The sequence below is a fragment of the Pseudomonas chlororaphis genome (assembly GCA_001023535.1).
Classification (GTDB): domain Bacteria; phylum Pseudomonadota; class Gammaproteobacteria; order Pseudomonadales; family Pseudomonadaceae; genus Aquipseudomonas; species Aquipseudomonas chlororaphis_E.
Map to the genome: position 1 here is coordinate 4,489,274 of CP011020.1, position 24,789 is coordinate 4,514,062.

Below are 24,789 nucleotides of genomic sequence, written 5' to 3' on the forward strand. Positions count from 1 at the left end.
CAGATCAGAAGTTCACGCCGAAGCTCAACGCGAGGAAGTCGCGGTCTTTGAGAACGTTGTAGTCGCCGCCAAAAAAGTCGGTGTAGCTCAGGCTGGCGGTGTAGGTGTTGCGGTAGTCGGCATCGACACCCAGGCTGACGGCCTTGGCGCCTTCGTTGAACAGGCCGTTGGGACCGTAGCCGGCCACGTCGTGGGACCAGGACACGTTGGGCTTGAAGTTCACCCCGCCGATGACGTTGGAGTAGTCGAGAATCGCCCGGGCGCGGTAGCCCCAGGACGTGGACGTGACGAAACCGTCGGTGTCGCCATTGAAGCCGTACTGGCCGAAGACCGAGTCGCGGCCGTAGCGCAACTTGTCCCTGGATTCCAGCCCGCCGACATGCACCACCGCGGCCTCACCCACCAGGGTCAGGCGATCGGCCCCCCACACCTGATCGACGAAGTGCGTCAGGGTGCTCTGGACCTGGGTGATTTCCTTGCGCCGGTAACCGGTGTTGTCCGCCCCCGGCCTGGTGGCGATGGGCGACGCCGCACCGCCGGCAATCGGATTGACCAGGGCCAGGGTCAGGTCGTTGGTGCTCAGTTGCACCGGCGCATTGGGCCGGTAGCTGATTTCACCGGTCCACGCGGTGCCGGTGGGCAGCGTGGTGGAGAAGCTGGCGCCATACAGGCGGATGTCTTCAGGGTATTCGAGGTAGTACTGCCCGCGTCCCAGCATCACGCTCTGGGCCAGGCCCGAACCACTGCCGGGGGCCAGGCCATTGGCGATCGCGACCATTCCCGGCAGGGCCGCGAGGGTGGACGCACCCGCCGTGGTGGTGCCGACGGTGGGTGTGCGGCTGTGGTAGTTCATGAAGTACAGGCCGTACTCGGTGTCATCGCCGAGCCAGCGCAACGCCGTGCCCCACTGGCCGGAGTCACGGGCATCGCGGTCGCCACCACGGGGGATGATCACCCCTTCGCGCGACACCTGGATGCCCTGGCCGAACAGCGCGGTCAACGGCTGGAACGGCGCAATGGCCGGGCTGCCCACGGTGTAGCCGGTGGTGCAGCCGTCGGCCACCACGTCGTTGCCGAAGAAGGTGCCGCAGTTATCGACGACTGTCTGGTCCCATTCCAACTGATAGAAACCTTCGAGGGTGAGCTTGTCGGTCAGGCCCTGGGAGGCGAACAGCATGTTCACCGGGATCAGGCCTTCCTTGATCTCCGCACCCGGGCGACGGAACGCCGACACGTCGATCGGGTTGATGCTGTTGATGGAGTTGCCGATGAAGGTACTTTCACCCCAGCTGACCACCTGCTTGCCGGCACGCACCGTGCCCGGCAAATCGGCGATGGAATAGTTGTGGTAGACGAACGCGTCGAGGATCTCAGCCCCCGACGACTTCGCGCCTTCCTTGCGGTTGCTGTCGCTGATGTCCTTGAACTCACGGTTTTCGTCCTTGAGTTCGAAGTCGTACCAGTACTTGCCGCGCACGAACACACCGGTGTCGCCGTACTTGAGTTCGAGGTCGTGCAAGCCCTTGAAGATCTTGGAAAACGTCTCGCCTTTCTTGAAGTTCAGCCGCCCGTCATCCCCGGTGGACGATTGCCCCCGACCGCCGTTGACGGTGCCGACGAAATCCTTGTCCGCATCGCGCATGCCCCAGCTCGCGCCCACGGACAACGAAGAGTCGAACTGACCTTCGATTTCACCAATGTTGAATGAAACGGCCTGCGCCTGGGCACAGCAACCCAAGGCCACCGCGGCGGCGAGTGCCTGCGGCTTGAAGATGGCGCGCATTGTTATTGTTGTCATGCGTCTTCCCCGGTGAGTGACAGAGGCTTCACCCTACTGCCGCACGCCAGGGGCGATAAGCGCACCAAGGAGGTATTCGCGCTGTACCCCGAAAGGATTACCCCCCATACCAGGCGGGCCTTCGCGCAGGGCATCGACGCACTGGATGATGGGTTATCAGCCAGGCGCATGTTCCAGCGGTCGGCCTCACTGTTGCGCGCCCTGCAACAGTGCATGTCCGGATCCGGGCTGTTTCCAGGCACCCTGGATCCCTATGCTGGCCGGGCTTGCAGCGCAACGGGCCTGCAAGCGCAAGCCGCCATGGCATCCCTCATGCCTGGCGCACCGTCATTCGGATGGATTGGCGCATTCGATCCATCGTCCCGTGTGTACCGACGTTGATTTGTAGCTCCTTTGCAACGTCACGCTTAGGCCGCTGCTTTTTGCAGCGGCCTTTTTTATGGGAAGCGCACAGAGGATGGCGAGAGGCTCGCCACGGATTACCCGAGACGGGTTGCCACGGGTCGAGGACGCGGGGTTAAACGGCGTAGCGTTGCAGGTTCGCCATCATCTCCTTCAAGGCTTCCAGGTTGTCATTGGGGTGCACCGCATCCTCGAAGTCGCAGATCTGCTGCCAATGGGCAGCGACGTCTTCGGGTGAAAAACCTGTGCGCGGGTTGAAGCCTGCACCCAGGCTGCGTTCCCAACGCACCTTGCCCATCCAGCCGCCGCCCACTTCGAACAGGCCGCTGGTTTCCTGGCAGGCTTCACTGGCCAGGTACACCACCAGCGGGCTAACGAGTTCGGGCTTGAGTTGCTCGAACACCTGCGGCGGAATCAGGCCCTCGGTCATGCGGGTGCCGCCGGTGGGGGCAATGGCATTGACCAGGATGTTGTTCTTGCGCCCCTCGATGGCCAGGGTACGCGTCAGCCCATACAACCCGAGCTTGGCCATGCCGTAGTTGGATTGGCCGAAGTTGCCGTAGATACCCGAGGTCGAGGCGGTGAAAATCACCCGTCCATAATTCTGCTCACGCAGGTGCGGCCAGGCGGCGCGGGTCACCTTGTAGGCCCCTTCGACGTGGACGCGGTAGACCAGGTCCCAGTCGGCGTCGTCCATCTTGTGGAAAGTCTTGTCCCGCAGGATCCCGGCGTTGTTGACCACCACGTCGACCCGGCCGAACGCGTCGAGGGCGTTCTGCACGAGCTTGTCGCCATCGATGACCGAATCGTGGTTGGCCTCGGCAATGCCGCCCGCCGCGCGGATTTCAGCCACCACCCGGTCTGCCGCCGAGGCATTGGCCCCTTCCCCCTGGGCCGAACCGCCCAAGTCGTTGACCAGTACCTTCGCGCCGTGCCTGGCGAACAGCAGGGCATGGGCCCGCCCCAGGCCACCGCCGGCCCCGGTGACGATCACGACTTTATCTTCGAAGCGCACAGACTCATTCATGGCAGAACTCCAGCAGGCCAATAGGACATTGAGGCCGAGTGTCCGGCACTCGTCGGCCGGTCACAATGAAATGGGCTGGGAGTGAATAGTGGGCGATAAGGTGGGGGGATGATGCGATGCCAGAGGTGAGACCACTCTGTTCATCCAGAAGTGAGACCGCGGTGCCGCTTTCGCGGGCAAGCCCGCTCTCACAGGAAATCGAGCCGGGCATCACATCCGGGAACACCCAGAAACATTGTGGGAGCGGGCTTGCTCGCGAAGGCGGTCCTTCAGTCAGAAATGCGCTGCCTGACACGCCGCTTTCGCGGGCAAGCCCGCTCCCACAAGGGATTGAGTCGGGCAGCACATCCGGCCGGCCCACACAGGGTTGTGTCAGGAGTAGGCCACCTTTCTGCACCGTGGCGCGATGTTTTCGCGAAACGCCAGGTAATGCTTGAGCACCTGCACCGGGGCCTCGGTGTGGGGGTAGTGGCCGATCTCGGACAGCAGCACCGTATCCGGATTGGGGATCAGCGATTCGTAGCGCGCCACCATGTGCTCGCCGGAAATCGGATCGAGCGCCCCGTCGATCACCCGCAAGGGCACGTCGTCACGCTGCATCGCCTGCACCCAGCGATCACGCTGTACTCGCCGCTCGGGAATGTAGGCGATGAGCTTGTGCATGATCCGCGGCCCGTGATGCGCTTCTATCAGGCTCCAGAAATCATCCAGCACGCTTTCGGTGGGGCCGGTGCGGGGGCCGAAGATCTGCCGGAAGCTCTTGACCAGGCTTTGCCGCGAAAACGCCCGCCCCAGCAGCCAGCCCAGCGGGCTGAGCAACAGTTTCTGGGCCAGCACCGGCCGGTGGGTTTCGGGGAACAGGCCGCCATTGAGAAAGACGCAACTGGCAACGTTGAGGCGCGCTTCGTAGTGCCGGGCGATGAGTTCCTGGGCCACACTGTCACCGTAGTCGTGGGCCAGCACATGCACCCCTTGCCGCACGTTCAGGTGCGCCAGCAAGGCCTGTTGCAGATCGGCCTGTTCCAGCAGGCTGTAGGTGTGGTCCGCCGGCTTGGCGGAGTCGCCGAAACCGAGCATGTCACAGGTGATCACCCGGTAGCGCTGCGCCAACGGCTGCCACAGGTAATGCCAGTCCCAACTGGCAGTAGGAAAGCCGTGGATCAGCAGCAGCGGCTCGCCCTGCCCCGCCACCCAGTAACGGATGGCATGGCCGCGGAACAGGAAGATCTGGCTGCGCTGGCGCCAGATACGCAAGGGAATCTGGGCCAGGGGCATCAGCTTTTATACCCGCTGTCCTGTTGGTCGAGCTTGCGCAACAACGCCGGCCAGGCCAGCGCGCCGCCCATGCCTTGGGCACTTCTGGTCACCCCGGCGATCATCGCCCGGGCGCCGGCCAGGATCTGCGGTTCGATGCCGATCAGCTCGGCGCCACCGTTCTGCGCCAGGACCTGAATGTCACAGGCGCGCTGGAAAATGAACATCATCAAGAACGTATCGGCGATGCTGGAGCCACAGGTCAGCAAGCCATGGTTGTGCAGCATCAGGAAGTTGCTGTCACCCAGGTCCGCCTGCAGGCGCGCCTTCTCTTCGTGGTTCAAGGCCACGCCTTCGTAGGCGTGATAAGCCAGGCTCGACAGCACGAACAACGACTGCTGGCTGATCGGCAGCACCCCTTGCTTCTGCGCCGACACCGCCACGCCGGCGGCGGTGTGGGTGTGCAGCACGCACGTCACGTCGTGGCGCACCTCATGCACGGCGCTGTGGATGGTATAGCCGGCCGGGTTGATGTCGTAGGGGCTGTCCATCAGCTTGTTGCCGGCCTGGTCGACCTTGACCAGGCTGGAGGCGGTGATCTCGTGGAACATCAGCCCGTACGGGTTGATCAGGAAATCCTCGGTGCCGGGGACCTTCGCGGAAATGTGGGTGAAGATCAGGTCATCCCAGCCATGCATCGCAACCAGGCGGTAACAGGCGGCCAGGTCCACCCGGGTTTGCCATTCAGCCGCACTGACCTGTTCCTTGATACCGAGTGTCGTTTGGATGGGCGCTACGCTCACGGCTCTGACCCCTTTGTTTTCTTATTATATGAATCGCGTTTTTCAAACTTCATACGCAAGAAAAATGAGTCTAGCCAGCTCTCCCCGGGCCGCTAGTTGCATTGGCAGCCAGCTTACTGGCCGAGCGAGTCATCGCGAGTGCATCAAGTACGCAAGGCTTCGATCAAGGCCTGTAGCCACGGCTCGGCGTCGCTTTCAGGCGTGACGCTCTCGCTGGCGTCCAGGCGCAGCATGGGCAGCACCTCTCGCACGCCCAGTTCGGCGAACAACTCGCTCATCTGCTCACCACCAGCGCAGAAGGTGTCCCCGTAGCTGGCATCGCCCAAGCCGATCACACCCCCAGGCAACCCACGAAGGAATGCCGGCAACTGGTCGCGCAGGGTCGAATACAACGGCATCAGGTTGTCCGGCAACTCCCCCATGCCCGTCGTCGAGGTCACCGCTAGCATCGCCTGCGGAGCGAACGCCTGGATATCCGCCAGGGTGGCGCGCGGGTTGTGCCACGCCTCGAAACCCGCCGCTTCGAGCAGTTTGGCGGCGTGCCGGGCGACTTCTTCGGCGGTGCCATAGACCGAGCCGGAAAGGATGGCGACTTTCATCAATCTGATCCTGAACCTGAATAAAAGAGCCGGGGATAGTAACAGCTGCACCCGCCAAGCTGCGAATGGCTCTCAATGGGAGCTGATGGCCAGTAGACAGCCTGTTGAATTCTTCTAGAATGCTGGCTCTAAACAAGGACGTTTCAACGGGAGCTGCGCCATGATCAACGCTCATTTGATGCAACTGGTCATCAACGCGACCAACGACGGGATTGTCATCGCCGAAAAAGAAGGTGACGAGGACAATATCCTGATCTATGTGAACCCGGCCTTCGAACGCCTGACCGGCTACAGCCGCGAGGAAATCCTCTATCAGGATTGTCGTTTCCTCCAGTCGGGTGATCGCGACCAGCCCGCCCTGAAGCACATTCGCCAGACCTTGGAACAAGGCGGTGCCTGCCGTGAGGTGCTGCGTAACTACCGCAAGGACGGCACGCCGTTCTGGAATGAGTTGTCGCTCTCCACGGTCAGAAACGAAGCCGATGGGCGTACGTACTTCGTCGGCGTGCAAAAGGACGTCACGGCCCAGGTCAAGGCTCAACAGCGCACGGCCCAGTTGGAAAAGGAACTGGCCGAAGCGCGGGAAACGATTGCCCGGCTCGAAGCGACGAACGGCGCAAACAAAATAGCGAATTAACGGTCAGTCACTACAATCACCAGTGAAAATGCACATCACCTCTTCGAGCCCATCATGCCGCGCGATGCCCTCCTGACGCAGGATGAACTGGATTTCATCCGGACCATGCAGCACAACCCGCAACTCAATGAGCGGGATGTCACGTCGAGCTTGCTGGTAAACGGTGGCTCGCAGATCCGTGACCTGCTGACGCGCCTGGCGGCGAACGAGCAGGTGACGCTACAAGCCAACTTCGAAAACCAGCAGATGACGTTCCCCTTGCACCTGGTGGAAGACGAATTCCATGCCATGCACCTGCGCCTGGGCGTGCCGAGCATCTACGAAGACGGCCCGAAGGTACGTCCCTGGCGCCTGACCCTCGAAGAGCCCGTGGCACTGGAAAACATCAAGGGCCAGCCGGGCTCGCTCTGGGTGCACGAGGTCTCGTGCAAGGGCGTCCTGGTGGAAAGCCGCAGTCGTACCAAGCCACTCAAGCAATTCGCCTTGTGGTTCAGCCCCTCGGGCTATGAACGGATTTCATTGCGCGGCACCTTCGAACGGGAAACCGCCCAGGGCTTGTACGCCTACCATCTGAGCCAGGATGACCAGGACGAGACCGAACGCCTGCGCCAGTACATCCTGCAGCAACATCGCCTGACCCATCCGACGATGCATCTCTGATCAGGTGTCCAGGTTGCCTGCCAGAAATTGACGCAGGCGCTGGCGCATCACGGTCCCTTCGTTACCCAGGCAGCCGATCGACGAACCGGCCAGGGCGTCCTGCGCCAGGTCAGACGCATCGCCGGCCAGCAACAACGGGCAATCCAGGCTCATGGCCAACTTGCCCAGGCGCTTGGGCAATTCGGGGGCCGGCGCATGATGGGACACCACCACCAGCGCGAGCGGCTGGATCTTCTGGCACACCAGGGTCAGCTCATCGAAAGGCAAACCGGTCGCCAGCACCCTGACCCCCACATCCGCCTTGGACAGGAACAGCGCCGTGACCAGCAGCTCCAGCTCGCGACACTGGCCGGCGATGGCGCAGACCAGCACCCGTCGCGACACGCCTTCGCGCTTGAGCAGCAACCGCTGGATGATGCGTGAACGCAGGAAACCGTCGAAGAACACCCATTCGCTGGTTTGCCCGAACACTTGCTGGCGTTGCAGCAACTGCCGCCAGAGCGGCATCAGGATGTCCTGGAAGACGACGGGCACCGCGTAGGTGGAAAAGATCTGGCCATAGATGCGGTCCAGTTCCACGTCGTCGAACTGACCCACCGCATCCGCCACCTGCTGCTGCCATTGGGCGTAGTCGGCCCTGACCAGGTCCGAGGGAATCAACGCGCAGACCGACTGCACCGACTCGGTCTTCGCCAGGATCTTGCCCACCTTGCTGACCGCCACGCCACGCTCGATCCAGGCCAGGATGCTGCGTACCTTTTCAATGTCGCCCAACGAATACAGGCGGTGTCCGCTGTCGGTGCGAGTGGGCTGGATCAGGCCGTAGCGACGCTCCCAGGCGCGCAGCGTCACAGGGTTCACACCGGTCAGGCGCGCGACTTCACGGATGGGGAACAAGTCTTCGCGCGCCCAGGCCCCTGGCGCCTTGAAGATGAAATTGTCCTCAGTGATTACGCTCATGTTGGCAGACCCATCCGGCTGGCGAATTGGATCCCAGTCTACTCCTTCCGGCAGATGTCATGACAAGAACAAAACGTCGCCGCTGCGCGGTTTTGTTGTTTTGTGCGCGATCTGGAATATCACCGGCCCACGTAGGAGACGCCCCCTGTCGCTGTTATAGTTTTTACTCCAGTCGCGAACCGAGCCCCTTATGCCCAGCGCCCCCGCTCCGATCCTGATCACCGGCGCCGCCCAACGCGTCGGCCTGCATTGTGCCCGCCGCTGCCTGGAAGACGGCCAGCCGGTGATCGCGACCTATCGCACCGAACGCCCGGGCGTACAGGTACTGCGGGACCTTGGAGCCACTGTGCTGTTTGCTGATTTCTCCAGCGAAGCCGGGATCCTGGCCTTTATCGAGCGGCTTCAGCAGCACACTGATCGCCTGCGGGCCATCGTGCACAACGCGTCGGCCTGGCTGGCCGAAGACCCCGGCAACGAAGCGCAGGCATTCGGCGCCATGTTCGGCGTGCACATGCTGGCGCCGTACCTGATCAACCTGCACTGCGCCGGCTTGCTGCAGCGTTCGAACCCGGCCGACATCGTGCACATCAGCGATGACGTGACGCGCAAGGGCAGCACCCGACACATCGCCTACTGCGCCACCAAGGCCGGCCTCGAAAGCCTGACCTTGTCATTCGCGGCAAAATACGCACCGGCCATCAAGGTCAACGGCATCGCCCCGGCCCTGCTAATGTTCAATCCCGAAGACGACGCGGCCTACCGGGCCAAGGCCCTGGCCAAGTCCGCACTGGGTATCGAGCCCGGCAGCGAGGTGATCTACCAGAGCCTGCGCTACCTGCTGGACAACCCTTATGTCACCGGCACGACGCTGTCCGTCAACGGCGGGCGGCACGTCAAGTAGCCCGGCGTTGCCTTCATGAGTTTCTGCAATTGATTCGACGGAGCCCGTAAATGTCACAACTTCAGCCCGCCATGGCACGCATCAAGGTCAAGGACCTGCGCCTGCGCACCTTCATCGGCATCAACGAGGACGAGATCCTCAACAAACAGGATGTGTTGATCAACCTGACCATCCTCTACGCCGCCCAGGAGGCGGTGCGCGACAATGACATCGACCACGCCTTGAACTACCGCACCATCACCAAGGCGGTGATCGCCCACGTGGAGGGCAATCGCTTCGCCCTGCTCGAACGCCTGACCCAGGAGCTTTTGGACCTGATCATGGCCAACGAGTCGGTGCTGTACGCCGAAGTCGAGGTCGACAAGCCCCATGCCTTGCGCTTTGCCGAGTCGGTGTCGATCACCCTGGCGGCCAGCCGGGCGACCCAATAGCCGCTGCCGGCTTCAAGCTGTAAGCTTCAGGCCTGATCCCCAACGTGCAGCTTGAAGCTAGCCCTTGAAGCTGTCTTGCAGAGACCACCATGAACGAGCAACAACGCCTCGAACTCGAAGCCGCCGCTTTCCGCCGGCTGGTTGCCCACCTGGACAGCCGCAAGGATGTGCAGAACATCGACCTGATGAACCTGTCCGGCTTCTGCCGCAACTGCCTGTCCAAGTGGTACAAGGCCGCCGCCGATGAACGCCAGATCGAGGTCAGCCTCGACGAAGCCCGCGAAGTGGTCTACGGCATGCCGTACGCCGAGTGGAAAGCCCAATACCAGAAAGAAGCCAGCGCCGAACAGCAAGCGGCGTTCGCCAAAGGAAAACCCGATGCCTGATCTCGACACCCTGCGCACCCGTCTCAAAAGCGGTGAACACCTGTTCGCCGACACCCTGGCCTTCATCGCCGCCGGCTATGACTACCAACCCCAGGCTTTCACCAATGGTGGCGTGACCAACGCCGCGGGGCAGAACGAAGGTTCCTGCAAGACCCTGGGCCTGGCCTTGCTCGAAGGCTTGAGCGACGAAGAAGCGCTGCTGGCATTTGGCGAGCATTACCGTTCGGTGCTGGCCACGCCCGAAGGCAGCGATCACGGCAATATCCGTGCGCTGATGGCGCATGGGTTGGCCGGCGTGAAGTTCGAGGCGCAGCCGCTGCAGCGTCGCTGATCCAAAAACCGCCGCCATGTCGAAATCCGCTTTCGTGGCGAGGAAGTTTGCTCCCTCGCCACGAAAGGTTCGTCGTCACGCACACAGTGCGCCTGTTCCACATCCCGACTTTTAAGATTGACCCGGCAACTTTATTTCGTTTGCCCACGCCCTTCGCTCACCGCTTGAATAGCGCACGCCATCTTCCCTTGCGAGCGGTCATTCATGAGCAGCGAAACCATCAGCCAATCGATTTCCATCGTGCACCCCATCAGCCTCAGCCACGGCAGGAACGCCGAGGTCTGGGACACCGATGGCAAGCGCTACATCGATTTCGTCGGCGGCATCGGCGTGTTGAACCTCGGCCATTGCCATCCACGCATCGTCGAGGCGATTCGCACACAGGCGACCCGGCTGACCCACTACGCATTCAACGCTGCACCGCATGTGCCCTACATTGAACTGATGGAACGCCTGAGCGCGTTCATACCGGTGGACTACCCGATCAGTGGCATGCTCACCAACAGCGGTGCCGAAGCGGCGGAGAACGCCTTGAAGATCGTGCGCGGCGCCACCGGCCGCACCGCTGTCGTGGCGTTTGACGGCGCGTTCCATGGCCGCACCCTGGCCACGCTCAACCTCAACGGCAAGGTCGCGCCGTACAAACAGAAGGTCGGCGTGCTGCCCGGGCCGGTCTATCACCTGCCGTATCCGAGCCAGGACAACGGCATCACGTGCGCCGAGGCGCTCAAGGCCATGGAGCGGCTGTTCAGCGTCGAGATCGACGTGAACGACGTGGCCTGTTTCATCATCGAACCGGTGCAGGGCGAAGCCGGTTTCCTGGCCTTGGATGTGCCCTTTGCCCAGGCCCTGCGGCAGTTCTGCGATAAGCAGGGAATCGTGCTGATCGTCGATGAGATCCAGTCCGGCTTCGGTCGCACCGGCCAGCGCTTCGCATTTTCGCGCCTGGGCATCGAGCCGGACCTGATCCTGCTGGGCAAGAGCATCGCCGGCGGCGTGCCACTGGGCGCGGTGGTGGGACGCAAGGCGTTGCTCGACAACCTGCCCAAGGGTGGGCTGGGCGGAACCTATTCAGGCAACCCCATCGCCTGCGCCGCCGCATTGGCAACCCTGGACGAGATGACCGACACCCACCTGCACACCTGGGGCACGCGACAGGAAGCTGCGATTGTCAGCCGCTACGAAGCCTGGCGTCATCGTAAACTGGCGCCGTACCTGGGCCGCCTGACCGGCGTCGGCGCGATGCGCGGCCTCGAACTGGCCCACGCCGACGGCACGCCGGCACCGACACAACTGACCCAGTTGCTGGCCCTGGCACGGGAAGCGGGCCTGCTGTTGATGCCCAGTGGCAAGTCGCGACACATCATCCGCCTGTTGGCACCGTTGACGACCGAGCCGGCAGTGTTGGAGGAAGGCCTGGATATTCTCGAAGCGTGCCTGGCGAAGTTGTCCTGATACGATCTACAAGCCATGGATAACTTGTGGGAGCGGGCTTGCTCGCGAATGCGGTGGGTCAGCCAGCATAGGTTTGACTGACATACCGCATTCGCGAGCAAGCCCGCTCCCACAGGGGTTGAGGAATGTCACTCACATGAAAAAACCGGCCGAAGCCGGTTTTTTTGTGCCCGATGAATCAGAACGAAGCGTTCTGCAGGCCGTCCAGGTAACGCTCGGTGTCCAGGGCCGCCATGCAGCCGGCACCGGCCGAGGTGATGGCCTGGCGGTAGACGTGGTCGGCCACGTCGCCGGCCGCGAAGATGCCTTCGACGCTGGTGGCGGTGGCATTGCCGTCACGGCCGCCCTTGACGACCAGGTAGCCGTCCTTGAGCTCCAGCTGGCCTTCGAACAGCGAAGTGTTCGGCGTGTGGCCGATGGCGATGAACACGCCGTCGACCTTGATCTCGTCGAAACTGCCATCGTTGTTCTTCAGGCGCGCGCCGGTCACGCCCATGTTGTCGCCCAGCACTTCGTCCAGGGTCGCGTTGAGCTTGAGGATGATCTTGCCTTCGGCAACGCGGGCGTTGAGCTTGTCGATCAGGATCTTCTCGGCGCGGAAGGTTTCACGACGGTGGATCAGGGTGACCGTGCTGGCGATGTTGGCCAGGTACAAGGCTTCCTCGACAGCGGTGTTGCCGCCGCCGACCACTGCCACGGGTTTGTTGCGATAGAAGAAACCGTCGCAGGTGGCGCAGGCGGAAACACCCTTGCCCATGAAGGCTTCTTCCGACGGCAGGCCCAGGTAGCGAGCGCTGGCACCGGTGGCGATGATCAGGGCATCGCACGTGTAGGTCGCGCTGTCACCGGTCAGGGTGTAGGGCTTGGCGGCAAAGTCCACGGCGTTGATGTGATCGAAAACGATCTCGGTTTCGAAGCGCTCGGCGTGTTCTTTCATGCGCTCCATCAGGGCCGGGCCGGTCAGGCCGTGGACATCGCCCGGCCAGTTGTCGACTTCGGTGGTGGTGGTCAATTGACCGCCGGCCTGCATGCCGGTGATCAGCAGCGGCTTGAGGTTGGCACGGGCGGCATAGACAGCAGCGCTGTAACCGGCAGGGCCGGAACCGAGAATAATCACTCGCGAATGACGGACTTCAGACATGACCTGCTCCTGTTGACCGGACCCTGCGGCCCGGAACGCCGGGTGAGCGGCGTGAATAAAAAAGACCGTTGACGCACTTGGGGAAGGCTGGGTTCGACGGTCCTGAAAAAGAATGGGTGCAGCGTATCGAGGGAGCGAAGATTAAGGAAATACGGTTTAACAATCCAGCTCATAGGTGAGCTCTATTCGCAATGGTCGCTCCAATAGCAGCGGTTGTGGCCTGAAACGTTGTTACACGCCATGTCGCCGCTTTCGCGCGCCAGACAAAGTCGGTAAGGTCGGCGCGATCAACTTCGTTCGGAGCTCCTCATGCCCGCCCCTGTCCTGTCCGGCCCGCAATACCTGCAAGAAGGCCTCAAGCTGGTCTTGAGCCCGGGCCTGCGCCTGTTCGTCCTGTTGCCGTTGGCCATCAACCTGGTGCTGTTCGTCGGGCTGATCTACCTGGCCGGCCACCAGTTCAGCCTGTGGGTCGACACCCTGATGCCCTCGCTGCCGGAGTGGCTGGGCTTCCTCAGCTACATTCTCTGGCCGTTGTTCGTGGTACTGGTGGTGCTGATGGTGTTCTTCACCTTCACCCTGCTCGCCAACATCATCGCCGCGCCGTTCAACGGTTTTCTCGCGGAAAAGGTCGAGGTGGTCATCCGTGGCACCGATGACTTCCCGGCATTAAGCTGGGGTGAGCTGATCGCAATGGTTCCTCGCACCTTCGCCCGGGAGGCGCGCAAGCTCGGCTATTTCCTGCCCCGCGCCCTGGGGCTGTTCGTGCTGTCGTTCATTCCGGTGGTCAACCTGGTAGCCGCCCCGCTGTGGCTGCTGTTCGGGGTGTGGATGATGGCGATCCAGTACATCGACTACCCGGCGGACAACCACAAGCTGGGCTGGAACGAAATGCTCGCCTGGCTGCGGCAGAAGCGCTGGCAGAGCCTCGGCTTTGGCGGCAGCGTGTACCTGGCGCTGCTGATCCCCGTGGTCAACATCCTGATGATGCCGGCGGCCGTGGCCGGGGCGACCTTGTTCTGGGTGCGCGAGCAAGGGGCCGAAACCGCGTTGGCGCGGCAGGTCCCTTAAGGTCACAAATCCATCATCCTGACGTCACAATGACGACATGGCCCCGGTCGACACTGGGGTCATGACCATACACCTGCACATCACCCTCATCACTGAAACCTTCCCGCCGGAAATCAATGGTGTGGCCAATACCCTGGGCCGTCTGTACGACGGTTTGTGCGCCCGAGGGCACCGGGTCGAGCTGATCCGTCCCCGCCAGGGCGACGACCAGCGCCAGGCCAGTGACGAGCAATTGCTGTTGTGCCGGGGCTGGCCGTTGCCGGGTTATCCGGGCCTGCAGTGGGGCCAGGCGTCGATGCACAAGCTGCTGCGGCGCTGGAAACGTCACCGTCCCGACGTGCTGTACATCGCCACCGAAGGCCCGCTTGGGCTAGCCGCGTTGCGGGCGGCACGGCGCTTGGGGATCGCGGTGGTCAGTGGTTTCCACACCAATTTCCAGCAGTACACCCAGCAATACGGGCTCGGGCTGTTGAGCCGCGTACTCACGCATTACCTGCGCTGGTTTCATAACCGCTCCCACCTGACCCTCGTCCCCAGCCTCAGCCAGCGCCTGGAGCTGGAACGGCGGCACTTCGAACGCGTGGCATTGTTGTCGCGGGGTGTGGACAGCCAGCTGTTTCACCCGATAAAGCGCTCGGCCAGCCTGCGCGAGGCCTGGGGCCTGGGCGATGACGACATGGCAGTGATTCATGTCGGACGCCTGGCGCCGGAGAAGAACCTCGGCTTGCTCAAGCGCAGTTTCGACAGGCTGCGCAGTACATTCCCGGAGCGGCGGATGAAGCTGGTGGTGATCGGCGATGGCCCGCAACGCGCCGAACTGGAACAGGCACTGCCCGAGGCGATTTTCTGCGGTTCGCAACGTGGCGAAACGCTGGCCAGCCACTATGCCTCGGGAGACCTGTTTGTCTTCCCGAGCCTGACCGAAACCTTCGGCAACGTGGTGCTCGAAGCGCTGGCGTCCGGGTTGGGCGTGGTGGCCTATGACCAGGCCGCGGCGGCCCAGCACATTCGTCACGGCTATAACGGCGTGCTGGCGATGCCAGGGGATGAAGAGGCGTTCTGCGAGGCCGCCTGTTGGCTGCTGGAGGGTCGCGAGAACTTGCGCTGTGTGAGGCTCAATGCCCGCCAGCATGCCAGCCGCCAGGGTTGGACGGCCGTGATCGAGCAGTTCGAGGCGCAGTTGCGCGGGGCTTGCATGACTGAGCAGGCGATACCTGCCGCCTCGACAATGCGTTAGTCCCAGGTGCCGTGCAGATCGCCATCGCGAGCGAGCTCGCTCCCACAAGGGATCCTGGTCGCGGACAAGGTAGGTGTCCGCCAGAGATCAGTGTGGGAGCGAGCTTGCTCGCGATAGCGTCAGTTCAGTCAGTCCTTAAACCAAGGTCATCAACGCCTCGCGGCTGAACGGCAGGATCTCCTGCTCGCGGCCGTCGCGAACTTTTTGCGCCCAGTCCGGATCCACCAGCAGCGCACGCCCCACCGCCACCAGGTCGAACTCATCGTTGTTCAGGCGCTCCAGCAACTTCTCCAGGCTGGCGGGCTGGGCGACCTTGTCGGTGTTGACCATGAACTGCAGGAACTCGCCATCCAGGCCGACGCTGCCCACGGTAATGGTCGGCTTGCCGGTGAGCTTGCGGGTCCAGCCGGCCAGGTTCAGCTCGGAGCCTTCGAATTCCGGTTCCCAGAAACGCCGCGTCGAGCAGTGGAAAATGTCCACGCCGGCGTCGGACAACGGCTTGAGGAATTCGCCCAACGCCTGCGGCGTCTGCACCAGGCGGGCGGTGTAGTCCTGCTGTTTCCATTGGGAAAAACGGAAGATGATCGGGAAGCCCTCGCCCACCGCCGCGCGCACGGCACGGATCAGCTCGATCGCGAAGCGCGAACGGTTGGCCAGGCTGCCACCGTAACCGTCGGTACGCTGGTTGCTGCCCTCCCAGAAGAACTGGTCCACCAGGTAGCCATGGGCTCCGTGGATCTCCACACCGTCCATGCCGATGGCCTGGGCATCCTTCGCGGCCTGAGCGAATGCGGCAACGACCTCGTCGATGTCCGCCTGGGTCATGCCATGGACCACCACCTGGCCGTCCTTGAGTTTTTCGGTCGGCCCGTAGCCCGGCACGCTGGCATCCGGCTCGGTCCCGATGCGGCGCACACTGCCCACATGCCACAGTTGCGGAACGATCTTGCCACCTTCGGCATGTACCGCGTCGACCACCTGCTTCCAACCGGCCAGCGCGGCGTCACCGTAGAAATGCGGCACGTGGGGATAACCGTTGGAAGCCTTGTGCCCGACCGTGGTGCCCTCGGTGATGATCAGGCCGACGCCGGCGGCTGCGCGGCGGCGGTAGTACTCGACCACCTTGGCATTCGGCACCCCGCCCGGCGAGAAGGAACGGGTCATCGGCGCCATCACGACCCGGGTCGGCAGCTCCAATGCGCCGAGGTGGAAAGGTTTGAACAGGGCTTTTACAGGCATGGGGGCACTCCACGGGGACAAGGTCGCAGGTCAATATGACGGGGATAATATGCAGCGTGGCGCTGGCTGGGTAGCACTATTGATTGGAGTGATTAAGGATCAGAAGGGAGCACTGAGGTTTACTCAATCATGAACCCCGTGGTGAGGGAGCTTGCTCCCGCTGGGCTGCGTAGCCGCCCGTTTTTTGGCGGTTGCCGCGCAACCGAGCGGGAGCAAGCTCCCTCGCCACAGGGGCCGGGCTTCAACCCAATGCTTTTTCGATGGCCTGGATCACCGCGGGGTCATCCGGCGCCGTGCGCGGCGAGAAGCGGGCCAGCACGCGGCCGTCCTTACCCAGCAGGAATTTCTCGAAGTTCCAGGTGATGTCGCCGGGAAACTCGGCACCCTCGCCCGCCAGCAGGCGATACAACTGATGGCGGTCATGACCGTTCACTTCCAGCTTGCTGGACAACGGGAATGTGACGCCATAGTTAAGGCTGCAGAAGTCCTGGATCTCCTGCTCGGTCCCGGGTTCTTGCCCGGCGAACTGGTTGCAGGGCAGCCCCAGTACGCTGAAGCCCCGGTCCTTGAATTGCTGGTGGAGGTTTTCCAACGCGGCGTACTGAGGCGTCAGGCCACATTTGGAGGCGACGTTGACCACCAGCACGACTTGCCCCTTGAACGGCGCCAGAGGAAGCTCCTGACCATCCAGAGCTTTCAGTTTAAGGTCGTGGAAAGCACTCATGACGAACTCCAGGTTTGCAGGTCTTTTCGAAACAGCCACGGTCGATGCTAACAGCAACCGACCAAAAAAGGCGCCTCACGGCGCCTTTTCAGTTCTCTGAGCGTAGCGCAGAAAATCAGTGGTGATGACCACCTTCGCCATGGACGTGACCATGGGCCACTTCTTCCTGGCTGGCGTCACGGATGTCGACGACCTTGACCTTGAAGTTCAGGCGCTGGCCGGCCAGCGGGTGGTTGCCGTCGACAGTCACGTCGTCGCCTTCCAGATCGCGAATGGTGACGATCTGCATCTGGCCATCGGGGGCCGATGCGTGGAACTGCATGCCCACTTCCAGCTCGTCGACGCCTTCGAACATGCTGCGGCTCAGGGTGCTGACCAGTTCGGCGGAGTACTCGCCATAGGCATCTTCCGGCTCGACGGTCACGTTCAGCTCGTCACCGGTGGTTTTACCTTCCAGGGCTTTTTCCAGGCCCTGGATGATGTTGCCTGCACCGTGCAGGTAGACCAGCGGTGCGCCGCCGGCAGAGCTGTCGATGACCTCACCAGCGTCGTTGGTCAGGGTATAGTCGATGGAGACAGCCTTATTGGCGGCGATCAGCATGGGGCGAGACCTTTTGCATAAGAATGAAGAACGGACAAGTCTAAACAAGGATTTGCCCGAAAGCGAACGGAACCCGGACAAACGGACCTGCGCGGCCAGACCGACGGTCAGCGGTTTCCACCAGGACGAGGACGGGCACTGGGTGGCCGAGCTGTCCTGCGGGCATACCCAGCATCTGCGCCACCAGCCGCCCTGGCAATCCCGGGCCTGGGTCCTGGACCCGGCGCAACGTATTGAAAAAATAGGCCAGCCCTTTGATTGCGGCTGGTGCGCGCAGGCCCCCGTTAGCGATAACCTTGGCGACTGAATTTCACGGCAGACGGCCAGACATAGGCCTCGCCCTTGCCATGCACCCTTAGAGAACCCGCATGCAAACTTTTTTTATCGCGCCCACCGATTTTGGCGTGGGTCTGACCTCCATCAGCCTCGGGCTGGTGCGTACCCTCGAACGGGCCGGGTTGAAAGTCGGCTTTTTCAAACCCATTGCCCAGCCGCACCCCGGCGACACCGGGCCGGAGCGCTCGACCGAACTGGTGGCGCGCACCCATGGTCTGAAACCGCCACAACCCCTGGGCCTGGCCCACGTCGAACGCATGCTTGGCGACGGCCAGCTCGATGAGCTGCTGGAAGAAATCATCACCCTGTACCAGCAGGCCGCCATCGGCAAGGACGTGCTGGTGGTCGAAGGCATGGTCCCGACCCGCAACGCCAGCTACGCCGCCCGGGTCAACCTGCACCTGGCCAAGAGCCTGGACGCCGAAGTCATCCTGGTTTCGGCGCCGGAAAACGAAGTGCTGACCGAGCTGTCCGGCCGGGTTGAGTTGCAGGCGCAACTGTTCGGCGGGCCGAAAGACCCGAAAGTGCTCGGCGTGATCCTGAACAAGGTCCGCACCGAGGAAAGCATGGACGCCTTCTCCGCCCGCCTCAAGGAACACTCTCCCCTGCTGCGCAGCGGCGATTTCCGCCTGCTGGGCTGCATCCCGTTTCGTCCGGAACTCAATGCGCCGCGTACCCGCGACGTGGCCGACCTGATGGGCGCGCAGGTGCTCAATGCCGGCGACTACGAAAGCCGGCGCATGAGCAACATCATCATTTGCGCCCGGACCATGCGCAACACCGTGGAACTGCTCAAGCCCGGCGTGCTGGTGGTCACCCCCGGCGATCGCGACGACATCATCCTGGCGGTGAGCCTGGCCGCCATCAACGGCGTGCCGCTGGCCGGCCTGTTGCTGACCAGCGACACCCTGCCCGACCCACGCATCATGGACTTGTGTCGCGGCGCCTTGCAGGCCGGCCTGCCGGTGCTGTCGGTGAGCACCGGCTCCTACGACACCGCCAACCTGCTCAACGGCCTGAACAAGGAAATCCCGATCGACGACCGCGAGCGCGCCGAGATCATCACCGACTTCGTCGCCAGCCACCTGGACGCCAACTGGCTGCACCAGCGCTGCGGCACGCCACGGGAGATGCGCCTGTCGCCTGCCGTGTTCCGCTACCAATTGATCCAGCGCGCCCAGGCCGCCAACAAGCGCATCGTCCTGCCCGAAGGCAGCGAGCCGCTGACCGTCCAGGCCGCCGCCATTTGCCAGGCCCGGGGCATCGCCCGCTGCGTGCTGCTGGCCAAGCCGGCCGACGTCGAGGCCGTGGCCCGTGCCCAAGGCATCGAACTGCCGCCGGGGCTGGAGATTCTCGACCCGGACTCGATCCGCGAGCGCTATGTCGAGCCCATGGTGCGACTGCGCAAGAGCAAGAGCCTGAACGCGCCAATGGCCGAGCAGCAACTGGAAGACACCGTGGTGATCGGCACCATGATGCTGGCGCTCGATGAAGTGGACGGGCTGGTGTCCGGCGTCATCCACTCCACCGCCAACACCATCCGCCCGGCGCTGCAATTGATCAAGACCGCGCCGGGTTGCTCCCTGGTGTCCTCGGTGTTCTTCATGCTGTTTCCCGAGGAAGTGCTGGTCTATGGCGACTGCGTGATGAACCCGCACCCCAGTGCCGCGGAACTGGCGGAGATCGCCCTGCAGAGCGCCGACTCGGCCGCCGCGTTCGGCATCACGCCACGGGTGGCGATGCTCAGTTACTCCAGCGGCGAATCGGCCAGTGGCGAGGAAGTCGAGAAAGTCCGCGAAGCCACGCTGTTGGCACACGAGGCGCAACATGGCCTGCTGATCGACGGCCCGCTGCAGTACGACGCCGCCGCCAACGAAACCGTGGCGCGGCAACTGGCGCCCAATAGCCAGGTGGCCGGCCGGGCGACGGTGTTCATCTTCCCGGACCTGAACACCGGCAACACCACCCACAAGGCCGTACAACGCAGCGCCGACTGCGTCAGCCTCGGGCCGATGCTGCAAGGCCTGCGCAAGCCGGTGAACGACTTGCCGCGCGGCGCCCAGGTCGACGACATCGTGTACACCATCGCCCTGACCGCGATCCAAGCCGCCAACCGACCCATGGACATTTAAATGCTGGATTTCCTGCCTGCCCCGGTACGCGGCGTCATCGCCTCGCTGCTGCTGGCCCTCAATACCATTGTCTGCTGCACACCGCTGTTCATCGTGGCGATCTTCAAGTTGCTGCTGCCCTTCCCCGCCGCCCAGCGCTTCACCGACTGGTTGATGAGCCATATCCATGAAGCCTGGATCAGCAACAACAAGGCCTGGATGAACCTGCTGCGCCGCACCCGCTGGCACCTCAGTGGCCTGGAGGGCCTGGACTACCAGCACTCGTACCTGATCACCAGCAACCACCAGAGCTGGGTCGACATCATGGTCTTGCAGTACGTGCTGAACCGTCGTGTGCGTCCGTTGAAGTTCTTCCTCAAGCAGGAGCTGATCTGGGTGCCAGTGATCGGTCTGGCCTGGTGGGCGCTGGGGTTTCCGTTCATGAAGCGCTACTCCAAGGCTTATTTGGAGAAGTACCCGGAAAAGAAAGGCAAGGACCTGGAAACCACCCGCAAGACCTGCGCGAAGTTTCGCGACAATCCGGTGGGTATTTTCAATTTTGTCGAAGGCACGCGTTTCACCGAAGGCAAGCATGCCCAGCAGCAGTCACCGTTCCGCTACCTGCTCAAGCCCAAGGCCGGCGGCATCGCGTTCGTGCTGGATGCCATGGGTGAGCAACTGGAGTCGATCATCAACGTGACCATCCACTACCCCGGCGGTCGCCCGGGGTATTGGGACCTGCTGTGCGGCAACGTTGCCGAGGTGGTCGTGCACTTCCAGGAACTGAAGATCCCACCCCAGTTCATCGGCAAGAGCTACGACCTGGACGGCGCGTATCGCCTGGAGTTCCAGGGCTGGATCAACCAGCTGTGGCAGGATAAGGACGCGTTGCTGGAACAGATGCATCGGGAACATTCCGCCAAGTCTTGAGGTGGCTGCACTGGCCTCATCGCGAGCAAGCTCGCTCCCACAGGGATCGGTGTGAACGCCGACTCTATATTCACTGACAATCCCCTGTGGGAGCGAGCTTGCTCGCGATAGCACCCCTCCAGACAACAAAAAAAGCCCGCCGATGATCGCTCATCGGCGGGCTTTTTGTTGGCCAGCGCGGTGTCAGATCGCGCCGCGACTGCGCAGCAGGTCCAGCACTTGCTTGACGCTTTCTTCCAGGGTCAGTGCCTGGGTGTCGATCACCAGGTCGGCATCCAGCGGCACGTCATACGGGAAGGACTCGCCCGGGATGTTGTCGCCGGCGGCGGCATACAGCCCTTGCGGGTCACGCTGGGCACACACGCTCGGCGAGGCCTGGACGTAGACCGTCAGCAGACGCTCCTTGCCGATCAGGTCCTTGGCCTGCTCACGCCCTTCGGCACTCGGCGCCACGAACGCCGCCAGGGTCAACAGGCCGGCTTCGTTGAACTGACGGGCGACGTGGGCCGCACGACGCCAATTCTCGGTGCGTCCGGCGCGGTCTTGCGGCAGGCCCTTGTTCAGGTCGTGACGCAGGTTCTGGCCGTCGAGCACGAACACCGCACGTCCCGAGTCGAACAGCTTGCGCTCCACGGCATAGGCCAGCGTGCTCTTGCCAGCGCCCGACAGGCCACTGAACAGGACGGTGGCCGGCTTCTGGCCGAAACGCTGGGCGCGCTCTTCCACCGACACGTGGGCCAGCTTGCCGTGATGGGTGCTGCTGCCGTGGGCCAATGGCTGGGCCACGATCATGCCGGCGCCGACGGTGCCGTTGGTCAGGCGATCGATGACGATGAACGCGCCGGTGGTGCGGTTACTTTCGTAGCCGTCCAGAGCGATCGGTGCATCCAGGGCGATCTTCACCTTGCCGATTTCGTTGAGCTGCAACGCGCTGGCCGGCCCCTCTTCCAGGGTGTTCACGTCCACCTTGTTGACGATGCTGGCAATCGAGCCCGGCACGTAGCTGGTGGCCCGCTTGATGTCGTATTTCTTGCCCGGCAGCATCGGTTCTTCAGCCATCCACACCAGCATCGCTTCGAAGCTGTCGGTGACTGGCGGCACATTGTCGGCATGCACCAGCAGGTCGCCGCGGGAGATGTCGATCTCGTCTTCCATGGTCAGCGTCACCGCCTGGCCAGGACCGGCCTGCTCCAGCTCACCTTCGAAGGTGACGATGGACTTGACCCGGCTGCTCTTGCCCGAAGGCAACACCACCACTTCGTCGCCCTTGTGCACGATGCCGCTGGCCAGGGTGCCGGCGAAACCGCGGAAGTTCAGGTTCGGACGGTTGACGTATTGCACCGGGAAGCGCAGGTCGGTGAAGTTACGGTCGCCCGCCACTTCCACGGTCTCGAGGATTTCCATCAGCGACTGGCCGGTGTACCACGGCGAGCGCTCGGACTTGTTCACCACGTTGTCGCCCTTGAGGGCCGACATCGGTACGAAATGCATGCTCGTGGGCTTCATCTTCAAGCCTTCGGCGAACTGCAGGTAGTCGGCCTTGATCGACTCGAACACGCCCTGGTCGAAGTCCTTGAGGTCCATCTTGTTGATGGCCACGACGATATGCTTGATGCCCAGCAACGAGGCGATGAAGCTGTGGCGACGGGTCTGGGTCTGCACGCCGTAGCGCGCGTCCACCAGGATGATCGCCAGGTCACAGGTGGACGCACCGGTGGCCATGTTGCGGGTGTACTGCTCATGGCCGGGGGTGTCGGCGATGATGAACTTGCGCTTGGCGGTGGAGAAATAACGGTACGCGACGTCGATGGTGATGCCTTGCTCACGCTCGGCCTGCAAGCCGTCGACCAGCAACGCCAGGTCGATGTCGTCGCCGGTGGTGCCGACTTTCTTCGAATCGCGGGTAATGGCTTCCAGGTGATCTTCGTAGATCATCTTGGAGTCGTGCAGCAGACGCCCGATCAGGGTGCTCTTGCCGTCGTCGACGTTGCCGCAGGTCAGAAAGCGCAGCAGTTCCTTGCGCTCGTGCTGGCCCAGGTAGGCGAGGATGTCCTCGCTGATCAAATCAGATTGATGGCTCATTGCATTCAAGCTCCGAGCTGTAAGCTTCAAGCGGCAAGCTTGTCGGCGTACAGCTAGTCAGAAATTTTATTGATCAACCCGCCTAGCATCCTAGAGAGCTCTTGGGTTTCTTTAATCCAATTTTCAGCCAGTGGTTCTGCAATGTAAGCAATATCTCGGGCTATCAGGATCTGGGTGCGCAACTCTCCACAAGAAGCCTTCGCCATCCAGAGAAAGTGGATCTTTTCCTTGGAACTCCGACGCTCCATGCCTTCAGCAACATTGGAAGGCACTGAAAGTGCAGAACGGGTGATTTGGTCCTTGAATCCAAAATCCCCGCATCGCGCAAACTCTCGATAAATCCCCACCGCCAAACATTTGCTTCGCTGCCAGACAATCAACTTCTCGAAATCCATTACGAGTCACCCAATCGCGGCTCGCAACAACCGGCTGCAAGCACCAAGCTGCGAAGTTACGCATACCGCCTCTAACTTGCAGCTTGCCGCTTGTAACTCGAAGCTTAAAAGTACCCCTGACGTTTCTTATCTTCCATCGAGCCTGCGCCATCGTGGTCGATGACCCGGCCCTGGCGCTCGGAAGTTCGCGTCAGGAGCATTTCCTGAATGATGTCCGTCAGGCTTTCGGCCTCGGACTCCACCGCGCCCGTCAACGGGTAGCAGCCAAGGGTACGGAAACGCACTTTCTTCTTGACGATACGGGCTTTGTCCTCGTCGGAAAGGTGCTCGAGGATGCGCTCGTCGTCGATCATGATCAGGGTGCCGTTCTTCTCGATCACTTCACGCTCGGCGGCGAAGTACAGCGGCACGATCGGGATGCCTTCGAGGTAGATGTACTGCCAGATGTCCAGTTCGGTCCAGTTCGACAGCGGGAACACGCGGATCGACTCGCCTTTGTTGACCTTGCCGTTGTAGACGTTCCACAGCTCCGGACGCTGGTTTTTCGGGTCCCAGCGGTGCTTGCTGTCACGGAACGAGTAGACGCGCTCCTTGGCGCGGGACTTCTCTTCGTCGCGACGGGCACCGCCGAACGCGGCGTCGAAACCATGCTTGTCCAGCGCCTGCTTGAGGCCCTGGGTCTTCATGATGTCGGTGTGCTTGGCGCTGCCGTGGGTAAATGGGTTGATGCCCTGTGCCACACCCTCGGGGTTCACATGGGTGATCAGGTCCAGGCCCATTTCCTCGACCATGCGATCGCGGAACTTGTACATCTCCTGGAATTTCCAGCGGGTATCGACGTGCATCACCGGAAACGGCAGCTTGCCAGGGAAAAACGCCTTGCGTGCCAGGTGCAGCATTACGGCGGAGTCTTTGCCGATGGAGTACAGCATCACCGGGTTATCGAACTCGGCGGCCACCTCGCGGATGATGTGGATGCTTTCCGCCTCCAGCTGTTTCAGGTGCGTCAGTTTGTCGACCATGGCTACTCACGAAAACTATCTTATGAACGGCCAGCGGGCCGTGTTCGAGCGGGGAATCCTAGCACAGCGACCTCTTCTAATCAGGGCGCCAACTAGATCGAAACAGCATATGGATATGCCTGGCTGTTCGGGTGTTGCATGAACCTTTGTGGGAGCGGGCTTGCTCGCGAAGGCGGTGGATCAGTTGCCTGAAGTGTTGACTGGTATAGCGACTTCGCGAGCAAGCCCGCTCCCACACAAGCGCGCTTCAACAGGGGTT

General features: G+C 62.3%; 26 protein-coding genes. 13 read left to right on the forward strand and 13 right to left on the reverse strand.

The genetic code is table 11. The features are described from left to right. Window positions 1-4: 4 nt before the first annotated feature. Window positions 5-1,798, reverse strand: coding sequence for a type V secretory pathway, adhesin AidA (locus VM99_19710; protein AKK00191.1), 1,794 nt, complete (start codon window positions 1,796-1,798; stop codon window positions 5-7). 12 nt (window positions 1,799-1,810) lie between these two features. On the opposite strand from VM99_19710, the gene VM99_19715 reads away from it, so the two are divergent. Beyond that, complete coding sequence (locus tag VM99_19715; GenBank protein AKK00192.1) at window positions 1,811-2,179, forward strand: hypothetical protein; 369 nt, start codon at window positions 1,811-1,813, stop codon at window positions 2,177-2,179. A gap of 136 nt (window positions 2,180-2,315) precedes the next feature. Here the strand turns inward: VM99_19715 and VM99_19720 are convergent, their stop codons facing one another. The 4 genes from VM99_19720 to VM99_19735 all read right to left on the reverse strand — a co-directional run bounded on the left by VM99_19720 (window position 2,316) and on the right by VM99_19735 (window position 5,883). Next, complete coding sequence (locus VM99_19720) at window positions 2,316-3,227, reverse strand: serine/threonine protein kinase (GenBank protein AKK00193.1); 912 nt, start codon at window positions 3,225-3,227, stop codon at window positions 2,316-2,318. A 372-nt stretch (window positions 3,228-3,599) separates the two neighbouring features. Then, on the reverse strand, window positions 3,600-4,502 hold the full coding sequence (locus VM99_19725) for an alpha/beta hydrolase (GenBank protein ID AKK00194.1): 903 nt from the start codon (window positions 4,500-4,502) through the stop codon (window positions 3,600-3,602). Continuing rightward, window positions 4,502-5,284 (reverse strand): aldolase, encoded by a 783-nt coding sequence (locus VM99_19730; protein AKK00195.1) that lies wholly within the window; start codon window positions 5,282-5,284, stop codon window positions 4,502-4,504. The genes VM99_19725 and VM99_19730 overlap by 1 nt, the downstream gene beginning before the upstream one ends. Before the next feature lie 143 nt (window positions 5,285-5,427). Continuing rightward, window positions 5,428-5,883, reverse strand: coding sequence for a flavodoxin (locus VM99_19735; protein AKK00196.1), 456 nt, complete (start codon window positions 5,881-5,883; stop codon window positions 5,428-5,430). 160 nt (window positions 5,884-6,043) lie between these two features. Here VM99_19735 and VM99_19740 point away from each other — a divergent pair, with 160 nt between their 5' ends. Further along, window positions 6,044-6,520 (forward strand): histidine kinase, encoded by a 477-nt coding sequence (locus VM99_19740; GenBank protein ID AKK00197.1) that lies wholly within the window; start codon window positions 6,044-6,046, stop codon window positions 6,518-6,520. 54 nt (window positions 6,521-6,574) lie between these two features. Next, window positions 6,575-7,180, forward strand: coding sequence for a hypothetical protein (locus VM99_19745; GenBank protein ID AKK00198.1), 606 nt, complete (start codon window positions 6,575-6,577; stop codon window positions 7,178-7,180). On the opposite strand, the gene VM99_19750 is transcribed toward VM99_19745, so the two are convergent. Beyond that, entirely contained in the window at window positions 7,181-8,140 is a 960-nt protein-coding gene (locus VM99_19750) for a MerR family transcriptional regulator (GenBank protein AKK00199.1), read from the reverse strand. 190 nt (window positions 8,141-8,330) lie between these two features. Between VM99_19750 and VM99_19755 the strand changes: the two genes are divergently transcribed. From VM99_19755 to VM99_19775, 5 genes are all read left to right on the forward strand, one after another. Next, the gene (locus VM99_19755; GenBank protein ID AKK00200.1) at window positions 8,331-9,041 is read left to right on the forward strand and encodes a dihydrofolate reductase; all 711 of its coding nucleotides are present in this window, start codon (window positions 8,331-8,333) and stop codon (window positions 9,039-9,041) included. 50 nt (window positions 9,042-9,091) lie between these two features. Further along, window positions 9,092-9,472 carry a D-erythro-7,8-dihydroneopterin triphosphate epimerase gene (gene folX, locus VM99_19760; protein ID AKK00201.1) on the forward strand — a complete coding sequence of 127 codons (381 nt, stop codon included), beginning with the start codon at window positions 9,092-9,094 and terminating at the stop codon, window positions 9,470-9,472. An 89-nt stretch (window positions 9,473-9,561) separates the two neighbouring features. Further along, the gene (locus tag VM99_19765) at window positions 9,562-9,858 is read left to right on the forward strand and encodes a cell division protein DedD (GenBank protein AKK00202.1); all 297 of its coding nucleotides are present in this window, start codon (window positions 9,562-9,564) and stop codon (window positions 9,856-9,858) included. After that, window positions 9,851-10,189, forward strand: a complete 339-nt coding sequence (locus VM99_19770; GenBank protein ID AKK00203.1) for a HopJ type III effector protein — start codon at window positions 9,851-9,853, stop codon at window positions 10,187-10,189. Before VM99_19765 ends, VM99_19770 begins: the two co-directional genes overlap by 8 nt. A 204-nt stretch (window positions 10,190-10,393) precedes the next feature. Beyond that, window positions 10,394-11,644 carry a 4-aminobutyrate aminotransferase gene (locus VM99_19775; GenBank protein AKK00204.1) on the forward strand — a complete coding sequence of 417 codons (1,251 nt, stop codon included), beginning with the start codon at window positions 10,394-10,396 and terminating at the stop codon, window positions 11,642-11,644. Between the two features lie 178 nt (window positions 11,645-11,822). On the opposite strand, the gene VM99_19780 is transcribed toward VM99_19775, so the two are convergent. After that, on the reverse strand, window positions 11,823-12,785 hold the full coding sequence (locus tag VM99_19780) for a thioredoxin reductase (GenBank protein ID AKK00205.1): 963 nt from the start codon (window positions 12,783-12,785) through the stop codon (window positions 11,823-11,825). Between the two features lie 309 nt (window positions 12,786-13,094). On the opposite strand from VM99_19780, the gene VM99_19785 reads away from it, so the two are divergent. Further along, entirely contained in the window at window positions 13,095-13,853 is a 759-nt protein-coding gene (locus VM99_19785; GenBank protein AKK00206.1) for a cysteine biosynthesis protein CysZ, read from the forward strand. A gap of 37 nt (window positions 13,854-13,890) precedes the next feature. Further along, on the forward strand, window positions 13,891-15,090 hold the full coding sequence (locus VM99_19790) for a glycoside hydrolase (protein AKK00207.1): 1,200 nt from the start codon (window positions 13,891-13,893) through the stop codon (window positions 15,088-15,090). A 135-nt stretch (window positions 15,091-15,225) separates the two neighbouring features. On the opposite strand, the gene VM99_19795 is transcribed toward VM99_19790, so the two are convergent. The 3 genes from VM99_19795 to VM99_19805 form a co-directional block, all read right to left on the reverse strand. Then, the gene (locus VM99_19795; protein ID AKK00208.1) at window positions 15,226-16,329 is read right to left on the reverse strand and encodes a 1,2-oxophytodienoate reductase; all 1,104 of its coding nucleotides are present in this window, start codon (window positions 16,327-16,329) and stop codon (window positions 15,226-15,228) included. 241 nt (window positions 16,330-16,570) lie between these two features. Beyond that, complete coding sequence (locus VM99_19800) at window positions 16,571-17,053, reverse strand: glutathione peroxidase (protein ID AKK00209.1); 483 nt, start codon at window positions 17,051-17,053, stop codon at window positions 16,571-16,573. A 115-nt stretch (window positions 17,054-17,168) separates the two neighbouring features. After that, window positions 17,169-17,654: a peptidylprolyl isomerase gene (locus VM99_19805; protein ID AKK00210.1), complete on the reverse strand. Its 486-nt coding sequence runs from the start codon at window positions 17,652-17,654 to the stop codon at window positions 17,169-17,171. Here VM99_19805 and VM99_19810 point away from each other — a divergent pair. The 3 genes from VM99_19810 (at window position 17,653) to VM99_19820 (ending at window position 21,031) form a co-directional block, all read left to right on the forward strand. Further along, on the forward strand, window positions 17,653-17,961 hold the full coding sequence (locus VM99_19810; GenBank protein AKK00211.1) for a pressure-regulated protein: 309 nt from the start codon (window positions 17,653-17,655) through the stop codon (window positions 17,959-17,961). The genes VM99_19805 and VM99_19810 overlap by 2 nt on opposite strands. Window positions 17,962-18,022: 61 nt before the next feature. After that, entirely contained in the window at window positions 18,023-20,122 is a 2,100-nt protein-coding gene (locus VM99_19815; GenBank protein AKK00212.1) for a phosphate acetyltransferase, read from the forward strand. After that, on the forward strand, window positions 20,123-21,031 hold the full coding sequence (locus VM99_19820) for an acyltransferase (protein AKK00213.1): 909 nt from the start codon (window positions 20,123-20,125) through the stop codon (window positions 21,029-21,031). Window positions 21,032-21,214: 183 nt separating this feature from the next. Here the strand turns inward: VM99_19820 and VM99_19825 are convergent, their stop codons facing one another. From VM99_19825 to VM99_19835, 3 genes are all read right to left on the reverse strand, one after another. After that, window positions 21,215-23,113, reverse strand: a complete 1,899-nt coding sequence (locus tag VM99_19825) for an adenylylsulfate kinase (GenBank protein ID AKK00214.1) — start codon at window positions 23,111-23,113, stop codon at window positions 21,215-21,217. A 53-nt stretch (window positions 23,114-23,166) separates the two neighbouring features. Continuing rightward, entirely contained in the window at window positions 23,167-23,508 is a 342-nt protein-coding gene (locus VM99_19830) for a S23 ribosomal protein (GenBank protein AKK00215.1), read from the reverse strand. 104 nt (window positions 23,509-23,612) lie between these two features. Continuing rightward, window positions 23,613-24,530, reverse strand: a complete 918-nt coding sequence (locus VM99_19835) for a sulfate adenylyltransferase subunit 2 (GenBank protein AKK00216.1) — start codon at window positions 24,528-24,530, stop codon at window positions 23,613-23,615. Window positions 24,531-24,789 lie beyond the last annotated feature (259 nt).